Origin of the sequence: Chryseobacterium gregarium DSM 19109 (assembly GCF_000430845.1) — a bacterium.
Taxonomy (GTDB): Bacteria; Bacteroidota; Bacteroidia; order Flavobacteriales; family Weeksellaceae; genus Chryseobacterium; species Chryseobacterium gregarium.
Map to the genome: position 1 here is coordinate 1 of NZ_AUMU01000021.1, position 12,308 is coordinate 12,308.

The window sequence follows — 12,308 nt, forward strand, 5'->3', positions numbered from 1 at the left end:
GTTTATCAGTAAAGCATTAGACAGATGGGCTTATGAAAAGAAAATAGAACTGGAGTTCTCAAGACCGGGAAAACCTACTGATAATGCATTTATTGAGAGTTTTAACGGATCATTACGCGATGAGTGTCTTAATGTAAATTGGTTTCTCTCCTTAGAAGATGCACAGCAGAAGTTGGATGTCTGGAGAGAAGATTACAACAGCTACAGACCTCATAGTTCGTTAGGAAATTTAACACCAAATGAATTCATCATTAACAGTCAGAAAAATCAAATTTCTCTAATTTAGACTGTTCCATATATCGGGGGGAGGTCAAACAGTCAGAAAAATCAAATTTCTCTAATTTAGACTGTTCCATATATCGGGGGGAGGTCATAGACGTTCCTTATAATAGTTTAGATGGAGCTATTTTAGAGGATTTAGATTTACATAGGGCAAAGCTTGAAAATTTGAATCTTACTAATACAAGCTTTTTTAAATCAAATCTTCGAGGTGCGTTTTTATTCAACTCTTGTTTGATAAAGTCTAATCTTCTTTTACAAATTTGATAACTGCTGATTTAAGAGACGTTATTTTACTGAATGCAAATTTATCTAAAAGTATAGCTTTACATTGTGATTTTAGTCATTCAAACTTCAAGGAGCCAATTTAGAAGGAGCTACTGTTAATTGTGCAAATTTATCTGGTGCAAATATGCTTTGTATTGATATTGAAAAAGCAATATTTAAAGATGCTATATAGAATGCTGAAACTGTTTGGCCTAAAGATTTCGATCCTTTATCTAATGGCTGTATGTTATTATAAGAATTGAATTTAAAAGGCAGCAGAACTTTTCCCAAAAGATCTTGCGCAAGAAAAATGACATCCTGATTGAAGTACTAAGAGAGGGGAAGTTTCAAATCCGTTTATTTATTATGGTTTAACAAAAGTAAAGTTAGGCATCCGGATTCTATTATCAAAGGAAAATAAGCTATGAAATATTGAGGCGAAAAATGGATGATAACATATTACAAATAAGATATTTAATAAAAATTAACTTTTGTGTGAAATATTTATTAAATTTGTTTATCAATATTAAAATATTCACTATGAAATCACATCTTAAAAATCAGAAACTAGACAGAAATCAATTGAAGTTAATACTTGGAGGCCGTATCCCATGTCCTGCCAATTATGACTGCGGTCAAGACAACTGCTGTATCAATGGAGCATGCCATCCTATCACCGATGCAGGCCCTAAGTATGGTTTATGCACGGCCGTCATAGATTATTGATGATGTTCTTTATCAACGGGAAAGAATATAGTCAATAATATTATTGCTACAATGATTCCGACCACAATTAAAATATAATCTTTCATAACGATCGTTTTGTGAGATTAAATTTTATTTATTAAGTAAGTCCATTTCAGCAATGTATTTTTCTTCAAAATCATAATAACTATCATAATAATCCATATTTGATAAGTCTATTTCTAGCAATTCTTTAGGACTAATTTTTTTATCTGGAATTAAAATGAATTGATCATCACTTTCGTCAATTTTCAAACTTTCAATCGATTCAATTACTATTTCCCCATCAATAACTGCAAAATAAACTTGATCTACTGGCATACCCCATTCACTTTCATGAAATCCAAGAAAAGTTGATAATTTAATTTCATTAATTAGCTTTACAAAATCATATTCAATATAGTTTTGGAGATTAGTTAGATAAGACCTTAAAACTTTAAAAACAAAATAACTAAATTCATTACTTTTTAATGCAATAATTAATAAATCATTTTTTATTAGGTGAGGAATTTTTTTTGGAACTTTCGTTTCAATACTTTTAGTTATAATAAGTGATATATTTTGATCCATATGATCGTTTTTTGAGATTATTTTTTGGTCTATAATAATTTTGTCATCAGCAATGACATTTTTTGATAGACATTTTAATTCGCCCTCAGAAAGTTCCCTATTATGAGGATTAATTTTGTATTTTGAAGATAGATCTGCGATTATTCTTTCATCGCCTTTTAAGATTTAATAGGAATTATAACGTTTCGGGGCTTTGCGATGGTGGGACAATCGAAGCGCAAATGTTCAATTTAGCACAAAAGTTGAACCGACGAACAACAGTTGAACTTTGCAGTTTAGCCCCACTGTCGTAAAACCCTTGTTATGCCTAGCTTTTTTCAATTTGTTCAAATATATTTACGATAATATCCTCCTCATTAACTTGAATATTATATTTAGTATTAATCAATTCAATTTGTTGAGCATCTAATTCTAAATCTTTTATCGTGAATTCATCATCTATTTGCGTGTAAGAGTCTTTACCAATTAGTTCAAAAAAATCTTTTGAAATTCCATTATGAAAATATTTTTCAAATTTCTCTATTGTTACAAATGTATTAAGAACTTGTTTAGACAAAATAGAGTGTAGTTTATTTTTAAACTTATATTCTTCATAAAGTTTTTTTAGCCTTTCAATAGCCTCTTCTTCAGTATGTCCCAAAGTTATAATATTGTCATTCACAAATTTTGCAAAGTATTTTGGATTTTGAGGATTTATTTTGTACTCAATAGTAATTCCAGTAACTATTTTATATTTTCCATTAAAAAATTCCATTCGATATTCGTATTCAATTTTAAAATTAGGCTTAACTCTCAAATATACGCAGTTATCATTAAATCAAAATTTATTTTCTCTTCAAATGATTGGTTTTCAAACTTATATTCGATTATAATTAATTGTAATTATTTACAAATGTTGCTCATAATCAATATTTAAAGAATTAATTGTTTTTTGAGATTTAATGATTGATATGGTTTTCGTTTTGAAGTTCTTTTAGTAAAATATTTAGCTTTGAAAAACTATTATCAAAGTCCTGATTATAGTCTATATCAAATATTTTCACTCCATTTTTTAAAGATTTTTCACGCTTTTGATTATCTAAAAATTGTGTTTTTGCTAGACCTTCTTTTCCTCCAAAAAAATCTATCGGTTTAAAATGCTGAATACCATTATATTCTATTGCAACATTTAGTTCTTTTATAAATATGTCGAACCTTTGCCCATATAACCATTCCGGAGAATGCTGGCTTATGATTCTGTAAGTCGGAAATTCGGTGGTAAGCAGATTTAGTAAATGCTTTTCCATAACATAACTTCCAACTTCATCAAACCCTTTTTCTTGACGAATATAATTTTCTAAGCTCCTGTAATTATTTATTAGGCGAGAGTAAAATGTCTTTTTAACATCGTCAGAGTCATAAATTTTCTTGTCCCAATCTATAAAATTTCTTTTATAACCGGAATTAATGACTAACATATCTCCCAATAAAGTATAGGAAATTTTATCAACTTTTACATGGTTACGTAAATAATCTAAGCAGAAAAATTCTTCAATTTCTTCTAAATTCAATTGATTTAGAAAAGTTATAAATTCTTCACTATTAATTACTGTTTTCGTACCGGAAGATAAACTACGCAAAAGCGAATGAATGATCTTTTCTGTCTTTAAATTCTCTTTCTTATAAATAATATATGTCAAGTATTTTCTAGGTGAAACCAAACCTTTACCAAAAATATTATCAATCTTTTCTCTTTTGTTCCAAAATTTGACATTCCGGTAATGATTTAGAACAAAGTTATTTTTATTAAACCAATCATTTTCAGAAAATGTAAATTCAACTTCCTGAAGGAAAAATCTAAATTCTTCTTCACTTTTAAATTTTGTTATAATTTCAGAAAAGTAATTAAGAATTATTCCTGATTTTCTAATATCCGTTTCTCCGTGGATTTTCTGCTTATTTGGTAATGCAAAACAAATAACCCAATTCTTACCGTTTCCAACCCTTATGATATCTGAACATGGATATGCTGTTTTATCGCCAACTAAATAATTAAGTCCATTATAATTTATTAATTCAAATCTTTCACTAATCCCATCTTCGAAGAGAAGCCTCCCATTTACATTTATCTCTTGGATAAGTTGCTTTTCATTATTGTACTGAGGCTTTTTTTTGCTGTGAATATTCTTCAAATCTATTCCAAAAACGTTGTTGTAACATTCCTTAATTAGTTCCTCAATATTTGGACTTCTATCTACAATGTTTTTTGAGTTATATGACTTTATGTCCATCGTTTTCTGGGATTTTAAAATACATTTTTTCAACATTTCGGAGTTTTACAACGGTAAGGTAATCGAAGAATCACCGTATAACCTTTCAACTTCGTTCCACTATCGTAAAACTCTTGCTATTAAAGGTATTTTTAAATTAGAAATTCGTAATACTTTCAAACACCTTAAAATATATAGATTCACTTCCTTTAGAAAACCCATCTATTACTCCATCCTTTTGTAAAATCGAAGTTAATTTGTACGTTCGAATATTTTTCCCAAGTATACCTGCAATTAAATATTCTTCACCGACTGAATTTACCTTGAAAGCAGTTTCTTTTGTCTTTCCATCTCCATTTTTCATTATGCAATTTAACAATGTTTTTGATTTTAGCGAATACAACAAATAATTTTTCGATGTTTTATCCTTTTTTCGATAAGCACTTTCCATATACGTTAGAACTTCAGAATTTGTCGGATCCTTTTCTAAATACTTCTCTCCATATATTATGGCTTTTTTCAGATTTCCTTGATTAAAATTTTTAGTAAAATCTAAATAATCCTTGTCAAAAAAAGAAGCTTTATATTTTGAAAATTTTTTTCCGTAATACAAATTTTTCACTTCTTCATCTGACATCGAAGTTGGGTCAAATTTAAATTTATACATTAGTTTTTCGTAATATAAATCTGAATTTCTGTTTTGAACATTAATTTTTATTGAGTCAAGATTTAGATTTTGACTCAATGCAAAAAATGAGGAAAAGATTAAAATTAATGTTAAATATGCTTTTTTCATAGTGTTTTCATTATTCTGATAACTTCACATCTTCTGTTAGATTTTTCTGATGAAGTCCTTATCTAATTATTGTATAAAAGTTGCTTCATTATTGATATTCTATAATTATAGTAAGCATCGTTTTGTGAGATTTTGTTATAAATTAGTAATGGGTTTGCGGCTGTGCGAAGAAACGGATTAAATGCACAAGCTTTGAATTAAACACTTAATCCGTTTTTTTCAAAATCGCTGTTGTGCATTCGTACTGATCGTTAATATATTCTTTCAAAAGACTTGCCATTGAAACGATAAACACCATTTCCTCCAAACCACAATTCTCCTTGCTTGCTTTTATATATGGTCGAAATGAATGTACCTTCAAGTCCGTCCTTTTCAGTAAAATTTTTAACAGAATTACCATCATATTTCCAAACCCCAGATTCTACTGTCCCAATCCAAATATTTCCTTCAGCATCTTCTCCAATGGAATAAGCTCTTTCAAGAGAATTGCCTTTGGTATCTTCCTTTGTTAATTTTTGTTTTGATGTGAAATTAATTGCTTCTTTCCCATTATACTTTAAAACACCGCTTCCATTATTAGCAATCCAAAGATTTCCTTTGCTGTCTTCCAAGAAGCCCCGGATATGCAGACCTCTTTTTTCTTTAGCTAATCCCAAATATTCATCAGTTATTATTTTGAAATCTGTGCCATTATATCCAATTAAAGCTTTGTAAGATCCAAACCAAATCGTGCCATTTTTACCCTTTACAAAAGGTGTTGAAATTGCATAATGAAATCTACGCTCATCTTCGGATTTTGGTGTTACAGGAAATGTACGATAGGAAAGCCTTTTTCCGTCATACTGATACACCCCAGGACTCTTTTCAAATTTGTTGTAGCCCTCTATTTCGTCCCCTTTGAACCAAATGTCTTTATCTCCTAATTTCCATTGTTTTGTCGAATCGTAGTTCCTTTCTTTGTAAATAGACATTTTTTGTCCATCATATATACTTAATCCTTTACCACATTCAAACCATATTACACCATTTTTATCTTCATAAATATTTCTTACCTGATTGTGACTTAACCCGTTTTCTGTTGTGAAATATTGAAACTTACCATTATGAAACAAACACACGCCTTCTTTGTCGCTACCAAACCAAATGTTTCCTTTACTATCCTCTAAAAATGACCGAACACTTGTTGTAAATTTCAACAACTTGCTGTCAGTTTTAGTCTGTACTATCTGATTTTCCTTATTTGATTGACTTTGACTATCGCAAGAGATTGGTACAGCCAGTAAAAATGTCCAGCAAAGGATAAAAATGTTTTGATTACCTAATTTCACTTTCATTATAACGGTGTCTTTAGTATGACGCAAAACTTTCAAATTTACGCATTGTGTCAATCAGATTTATATAACTTTCGTAAAGCTATTTTTGCTACTAATATAAAATTCATATTAATGATTAGATTGTTAATCGCTTACATTTTTTCCTTAAGTTTTCTTTGATTGTCGAATGTATTATTTTTAGAGTTTTTTGAAATTACGTAAGTTTTGAAAATACCCCAAACATTCAGCAATTTACAATCTAATCAATTTATGAGAAACATAAATATGATGTACTTTGAAATGAAAGGGGGTAAATTACCTTTTAGAAAGCTCTCAGAACTAATGAAAACGGCAGCCATTTTTACCCCTGAATATAAAGAATTAGAAGCTTTTTTAAAAAGTGAGGCAAAAAAATATAATTGTAAAATCGAAGATTTAGAAATTAATGATAATAATGAAATTTATGAAATCGAATGGTAGCTAACATTACATATCGTGACGAAAAATGTATAGATTATAAAGGAACTTGCTGCATGTTTGGTGTGTTTTTATTAATTCCAATTATTCACCTAATTTACTATTCGGAAATTTAGATCCTGAAAAAGATCATATTTAAGTGATCTATATAAAAATAATTATATATTTACTAATAAACAATTTAATTTTTATGAACATAACAACAGGTAATGAAGGTTTTGAAATTATAGCAACTGGAAGCGTAATTTCATTTAAAGATGAAAACATAAATTTTGATATTGCACCCGGCTTCAAGGTTGTCGTAAACTTTGTTACAGATGAAAGCCAAGATGAAAAAGAAACCCAAATTCAATACAATGGTACAGAGGGTAGTGGTTTGGAGATTACATTTATTAATGCTGATAATGCCCTGAATAGAGGAACCACTGAACCCGTACTTATAGGATTTATGAATGGTAGAAATGTCTATCTAAATCTAGCTATTGATGGTTATGGGAAAGGACTTCAGAAACTTTTGCATTTTACATTCTATCAAAGGGAAACAATGGAAAATCAATAATATAATACTACCAAAAAATCAATATTTTTTCATCCAATAAAAAGACTAAGTTAGATTTCTAATTTAGTCTTTTCATTAGTATTAACTAATCCTCCACTACAATGCCATTTTAAAGATTTATATCTGTGATATTCATCTTCTCCCATTCTTCCTATGATATAATTGTAAGCTCCCCGAAAAACAGTACAGTTTAAAAGTATAAAATTATTAATCATCGTGTAACATATTTATGATTGATAATAGTATCTTTCTTATGAATACTAAAAATTAGATCACCCTTTTTCTTTACAATTGTATCACCTATATATATATCATTTTTATATGAACTCCACCATCTATTGTAATGATTACATTCGCAAGACTTCTTTGTGAAAGGATTATAGCCTTTCGCTTTAAAATTTACAGAAGTATATAATTTTGGAGGGGATTCTACAACAATAATACACTCTTCGTCAGCCAATTCTTTTCTAAAACTCTTATGATCTATACGATTAGTGATAATAAAAAAAATAGCTAATATTACTAACAATACTATTAGTCCTTGTTTTGATTTCATATCTAATTAAATTAAGGGAATATTTAATATGCTAAGTCAGCTACAAATTGCGGATGGAGATTCATTAACTATAACCCGTTTCTATATTAAAACTTGTGGTTTGAGTTATATATTTACATCAATATTATTGAATTGTCATCGTTTTTTGAGATTTCGTTTTATCTATTATTAACATTTCATTATTTTATGCAACTATTTAACCACATTATACAGCTTATTAATCGCCCAACTAAATTCGTCTTGCTCACAGCCATATTCACTAATTTCGCCAAGTTTTTCAAACTCTGAGATGTTAAATCCTTCTTCAATATCATTGTACCAAATTACTTTTCCACTAAAAATCGCAACAATCCAAAATCCGCCTCCTTCAGTACCATATTCTTTTTCATTCCACTTTACCGGCTCAATTTTAATTGATTGCCAAAACTCTGCTATTTCTCCTTCCAAATCCTTTTCGGTTTTCTGGATTTCGATATTAAGCTCGGCTAATGAAATGGGTGTCCATTCTAACATAAAATCTTTATTATAATCGTTTTTTGAGATTTTAGTAGCAATTATAAAGGTTTGCGACTTTGCGATGGTGTGGCTTAAAATGCCAAATCTTTCTATTGTAAATTACTTTTGGAAAATCTAAAATCTATAAACTTGCTAAAATTCCGCACTATTGCAAAACCACTGTTAGCAGATGTGCCTACTTTTCTTTATTGAGATATAAATAATCACCCTTTATTAACGATTTAGAAAAGCCTTCCATTCTTACATTCAAAATTGAAGGCATAGGAACTATTTTTCCTTTTCGTTTTGCTTCAATTTTAGAAAAAGTATCAATTAATAATTGAAGGTCGTCACTTTTGTAATTGCTAAAAGAATTATAAATAGCATCGTCCATCTCTTCAAGATGAATGCTTTTAATAATTTCATTTTTTTTATTCTCGTCCCATTTTTCAAGTCTTGCTGCTAAATTAATTCTGTCAATGCAATATAAAAGGATGTATCCTTTAAGATCAACGGTTTGAACCAGTTCATCAATTAGGATTTTGTTTTGTTCCGTAGGATAAGATGGAGGTGGTGGGGCTTGTGCGAAAGATTTTAGAGTTAAGAATATTCCTACAAACAATAATAATTTTTTCATTTTTAAGTTTATTTTTCTAATGTGCCATTTTTTTGGCATTTCTGCTAACTTGTATATATACGCTATATAATAGTGCATATCCATTCAAAATCAACCGGATATGCGATTAAATATATGATCGTTTTTCGAGGATATTAATTATAATACATCTAACTAATATAATTAATTTATTATTGTAACAGTAATATCACCCCAAACATTCAGCAAACTAATTCCATAGAATTGAAAGGAAGTATTAATCGTTTTTTGAGATTTGGTTAATAATATTGTTGACATGTTGTCTTTTAATTTGGGATCGAACTTGAAGCACTATTCAGTTCTAATATGTTTGCAATGATTATCCCATTTTGTCCACGTAAGTTGATCTCATTTATTTATTGTAATGAGTGTTCTAATACCTTGAATCATAACCATTGATGCTTTGCCTGTTTCGATTAAATATTTTAATTCGTTTCCGTTAGGTAGTTGAACTAGTCCGTAAGTAAATTCTTTGTCTTTGTAACCTTTAAAATCTCCATATAGTTTATCCGTTGCACCTTTAATATTCTCAGAGCATAATTGTCCGTTTTCTAGGGTTAATAGCTTTTTTGTTGTCAAAATACTGAAATTATCATTGTCAATAAAAGTTGAACAAATGAATAATTCGTTTTCTGTCATATCAATTTGTAGTCCAGTATAAGGAAAGTCTATATTAGTTTCATAGAACTTTGTCCATTTAAAGTCATACGGCTTCATTGTGCTTCTCTTGATTGAAGCAATGCAAATACTGTGTAAGGAATGGTCAGTTTTCATCGTTTTTTGAGACTTATTACTATTATCATTATACAAGTAGATCTTCCAGATGGACAATAAAATAAAACTCTTAAATAAATAAGAGTTTCAATTTTTCAATAAATAATAATTAGCAAAGGATTAAATCATCACTTTTAAGTTTTAAATTAGGGCTGTTTATTGATTTAACTGCCTCTTTTAGCTTTATTTGGTCGTCATTAGAAAGAAAAAGTGGCAATAGCTTATTCATATTAACTTTAAATATTCTATTGATTATGATTAAATCTCTCAAAGTAAAAGGTTTAATTCCATTCATCAATTCTGACATATGTGTTTTACTTTTATGACCTAATATCTTTGCAAGATCCTGTTGTGTTAAATTTAGTTCCTTTAATTTGTTCTTAATTTCAGATTTTCGCGCTTCAATAAAAACCCTTTCCATTTCTGCGATTTTTTCGAACTTATTACTTTCTATTACTTTTTCATCAGTTATAGATTCAAGGTCACCCCATTCTAAAGACTCATATTGTTCTATAAGATCACGAAGATTATTTCTTACATTTTTAAAATGGCTATTTTCTTTAGAAAGAATGCGTAATTTCCTATCTGCAATTAAGGCTCTTTCATAATCTAGCTCATTAGTTATAGCTCCTCTTTTTACAATTTTTTCTATATCAAAATCTGCTGTCTTCATTACTCTATAAAATTATTTTTTCTTAACCATTTTTCAATGGTACTTTTATTATTCTTAAATATTGTATCATATTCTTGATGAGTTCCTACCCACACTATACTCGCTTCACCTTCATCATCCAATTCAATAAGTATTAGTGTTCTATGAATATTAATATCAAAAAAATAAAAACCATCGTTATGGACGCAATCTGCGTCTGGTCTAGCTGTTTTTAAAATATCTTTAGAAGGATCAAATTTTTCTAAGTCTGATATTAGACTATCAATTTCATCACACAACTTTTTGTTACCTTTATTTTTTTTCTTGATTTTAACAAGCCTACTTTTTCCTATTAGCCTCATTTTCTATTTACAAATTTAGCAAAAGTTCGGTTTATTACCGAACTTTTTGATTGTTAATTTCTATATATATTATATACTATCTATTTTGTTTTGATATATTACCTTTCTCCAGTTTCTTTTAATATTAATTTTACGAATTTAGAAATCATTTTTAAATTTTCTATATTTATCATTATCTTTCCAAAAACGTAAAACATTCTGTGATTTTTTCAATTTCAAAATTTTTGTTAGCTTTTAAATCTTCCCAATTTTTATTATAGATATCTTGACATAGTTTATAAAAGCCGTCCCCTTGTTCTTTATCTTTACCTTTATGAATAATTAAAGCACTCAATAGAGGTCTTTTTTTTCATACTCGTGCAATGATATATCTCCTAGCCATTCCCCAATTAATTTTCTATGTGATGGATCGTCAAAATTTAAATTTAGTTGAAGTTGATTATTTAGTTATGAGTAACTCCAGGTTGTTTTAGATCTGGCTAAATCTATCAATTGTTTTCTTATTTCATGAATCATAATATTAGTTTTTTGATATTAATTTTTTTTATTTTCTGCCCATTGTTTTTTGAGATAATTGCATGGAGTTCTGAATTATCTGTAGTATCCAGGTTACCATATATATTAGTTTTACCATACTAAACAGGGTATTTATTGCCTTTGAAAGTAAAAAAGATATTTGTAGTCCGGCTGTAAAAAAGTATTGGATTAATCTGTTACCTCCTTACTACTTCTTGACAGTTAACTTAAATGTTTTGAGTAAAGTTTTATCATTTTTACTTACAGATAATATATAGCTCCCGTTAATAAGCTGGTTTTCAAGATTAAGAGATTGTTCTTTATTTTTTTGAATATTCTTAGAATAAATCAATCTTCCTGACATATCATTAATACTAATGATATGTGGTCCTTTGCTTAAAACAGATCCTTTTAAACTGAAGTTTCCGTTGTTGGGATTATTGTAAAGCACAAGATCTCCGGCGATGGCGGCATCAGAAGTGGAAAGGGAAGTGGGGCCGAACTTGGCTATAAAGGAAGAAGTTCCTATTGTAATCCCAACAGGATAAATAATATTCGGCTGATAACCGTTTGGAGAACTGTATCCGACTGTTCTGCCTGTATTGCCGTAAATAAAAAATCCGTCAGAATCTTTTAAGAAAACACATTCAGGAGAACTGGCAGTAAAACTAGGACTTGTACCACCATAATAGGAAATAAAATCAGGAAATCCATTGCCGGTATCTAAAATACCGAAAAATATATCCTGATTGTTAGGATTAGGTTTTGTTGTGATGTATGCTCCCGGAGTTGAGATATTCTGATCGGTATAGCTTAAGCCGGTGAACAGTAATTTGCCGTTTTTTACATCAAGTCCCCTATATCCGGGAAACGACTCATAACCGTCAGTACCTATATAAGTACTCCAGACCCTTCTTCCGGAATGGTCGAATTTTGTAACAAACATATCAGCACCATCTGTACACTGGGGTTTGTAAGCACCTTCAGTTGCATAATAGTTTCCAGAAACCCCCAACGTTACTCCGTTAATATATACACCGGTTT

The 12,308-nt window shown here is 29.3% G+C and carries 18 protein-coding genes and 1 pseudogene; 6 read left to right on the plus strand and 13 right to left on the minus strand.

Annotated elements, in window-relative coordinates; translation table 11 throughout:
- The 4 genes and pseudogenes from H561_RS22830 to H561_RS24535 form a co-directional block, all read left to right on the plus strand.
- On the plus strand, positions 1-286 hold a 286-nt coding region (locus H561_RS22830; RefSeq protein WP_034762775.1), incomplete at its 5' end, for an integrase core domain-containing protein.
- Between the two features lie 119 nt (positions 287-405).
- Positions 406-546: a pentapeptide repeat-containing protein gene (locus tag H561_RS24525; RefSeq protein ID WP_394330855.1), complete on the plus strand. Its 141-nt coding sequence runs from the start codon at positions 406-408 to the stop codon at positions 544-546.
- Positions 543-650, plus strand: coding sequence for a pentapeptide repeat-containing protein (locus tag H561_RS24530; protein WP_081411694.1), 108 nt, complete (start codon positions 543-545; stop codon positions 648-650). Before H561_RS24525 ends, H561_RS24530 begins: the two co-directional genes overlap by 4 nt.
- A pseudogene (locus tag H561_RS24535) lies at positions 644-739 on the plus strand (hypothetical protein); the annotation flags it as partial. The gene H561_RS24530 and the pseudogene H561_RS24535, both read left to right, overlap by 7 nt.
- 644 nt (positions 740-1,383) lie before the next feature.
- Here the strand turns inward: H561_RS24535 and H561_RS0118680 are convergent.
- The 5 genes from H561_RS0118680 to H561_RS22835 form a co-directional block, all read right to left on the minus strand.
- Positions 1,384-1,860 (minus strand): hypothetical protein, encoded by a 477-nt coding sequence (locus tag H561_RS0118680; protein WP_027388380.1) that lies wholly within the window; start codon positions 1,858-1,860, stop codon positions 1,384-1,386.
- Positions 1,861-2,167: 307 nt separating this feature from the next.
- Positions 2,168-2,614, minus strand: coding sequence for a hypothetical protein (locus H561_RS0118685; RefSeq protein ID WP_027388381.1), 447 nt, complete (start codon positions 2,612-2,614; stop codon positions 2,168-2,170).
- A gap of 184 nt (positions 2,615-2,798) precedes the next feature.
- Positions 2,799-4,130 (minus strand): hypothetical protein, encoded by a 1,332-nt coding sequence (locus H561_RS0118690; protein ID WP_155845852.1) that lies wholly within the window; start codon positions 4,128-4,130, stop codon positions 2,799-2,801.
- 136 nt (positions 4,131-4,266) lie between these two features.
- Positions 4,267-4,905 carry a DUF4919 domain-containing protein gene (locus H561_RS0118695; RefSeq protein WP_034762777.1) on the minus strand — a complete coding sequence of 213 codons (639 nt, stop codon included), beginning with the start codon at positions 4,903-4,905 and terminating at the stop codon, positions 4,267-4,269.
- A 251-nt stretch (positions 4,906-5,156) separates the two neighbouring features.
- A complete protein-coding gene (locus H561_RS22835) occupies positions 5,157-6,239 on the minus strand; it encodes a ligand-binding sensor domain-containing protein (protein WP_051349452.1) in 1,083 nt (360 codons plus the stop codon).
- A gap of 249 nt (positions 6,240-6,488) precedes the next feature.
- Between H561_RS22835 and H561_RS0118705 the strand changes: the two genes are divergently transcribed.
- The gene (locus tag H561_RS0118705; protein WP_027388384.1) at positions 6,489-6,698 is read left to right on the plus strand and encodes a DUF6904 family protein; all 210 of its coding nucleotides are present in this window, start codon (positions 6,489-6,491) and stop codon (positions 6,696-6,698) included.
- Positions 6,699-6,885: 187 nt separating this feature from the next.
- Positions 6,886-7,254, plus strand: coding sequence for a DUF6864 domain-containing function (locus H561_RS0118710; protein ID WP_027388385.1), 369 nt, complete (start codon positions 6,886-6,888; stop codon positions 7,252-7,254).
- 211 nt (positions 7,255-7,465) lie between these two features.
- On the opposite strand, the gene H561_RS22840 is transcribed toward H561_RS0118710, so the two are convergent.
- From H561_RS22840 to H561_RS0118750, 8 genes are all read right to left on the minus strand, one after another.
- The gene (locus H561_RS22840; protein ID WP_051349453.1) at positions 7,466-7,810 is read right to left on the minus strand and encodes a hypothetical protein; all 345 of its coding nucleotides are present in this window, start codon (positions 7,808-7,810) and stop codon (positions 7,466-7,468) included.
- A 192-nt stretch (positions 7,811-8,002) separates the two neighbouring features.
- Positions 8,003-8,323, minus strand: a complete 321-nt coding sequence (locus H561_RS0118720; protein WP_027388386.1) for a hypothetical protein — start codon at positions 8,321-8,323, stop codon at positions 8,003-8,005.
- A 178-nt stretch (positions 8,324-8,501) separates the two neighbouring features.
- Complete coding sequence (locus tag H561_RS0118725; protein ID WP_155845853.1) at positions 8,502-8,942, minus strand: hypothetical protein; 441 nt, start codon at positions 8,940-8,942, stop codon at positions 8,502-8,504.
- Positions 8,943-9,308: 366 nt separating this feature from the next.
- Positions 9,309-9,599, minus strand: coding sequence for a hypothetical protein (locus H561_RS0118730; protein WP_155845854.1), 291 nt, complete (start codon positions 9,597-9,599; stop codon positions 9,309-9,311).
- Positions 9,600-9,843: 244 nt separating this feature from the next.
- Complete coding sequence (locus tag H561_RS0118735; RefSeq protein WP_027388389.1) at positions 9,844-10,407, minus strand: helix-turn-helix domain-containing protein; 564 nt, start codon at positions 10,405-10,407, stop codon at positions 9,844-9,846.
- A complete protein-coding gene (locus H561_RS0118740) occupies positions 10,407-10,748 on the minus strand; it encodes a type II toxin-antitoxin system HigB family toxin (RefSeq protein ID WP_027388390.1) in 342 nt (113 codons plus the stop codon). Before H561_RS0118740 ends, H561_RS0118735 begins: the two co-directional genes overlap by 1 nt.
- A gap of 172 nt (positions 10,749-10,920) precedes the next feature.
- Entirely contained in the window at positions 10,921-11,082 is a 162-nt protein-coding gene (locus H561_RS24055) for a hypothetical protein (RefSeq protein WP_155845855.1), read from the minus strand.
- Between the two features lie 390 nt (positions 11,083-11,472).
- Positions 11,473-12,210 carry a T9SS type A sorting domain-containing protein gene (locus H561_RS0118750; RefSeq protein ID WP_155845856.1) on the minus strand — a complete coding sequence of 246 codons (738 nt, stop codon included), beginning with the start codon at positions 12,208-12,210 and terminating at the stop codon, positions 11,473-11,475.
- Positions 12,211-12,308 lie beyond the last annotated feature (98 nt).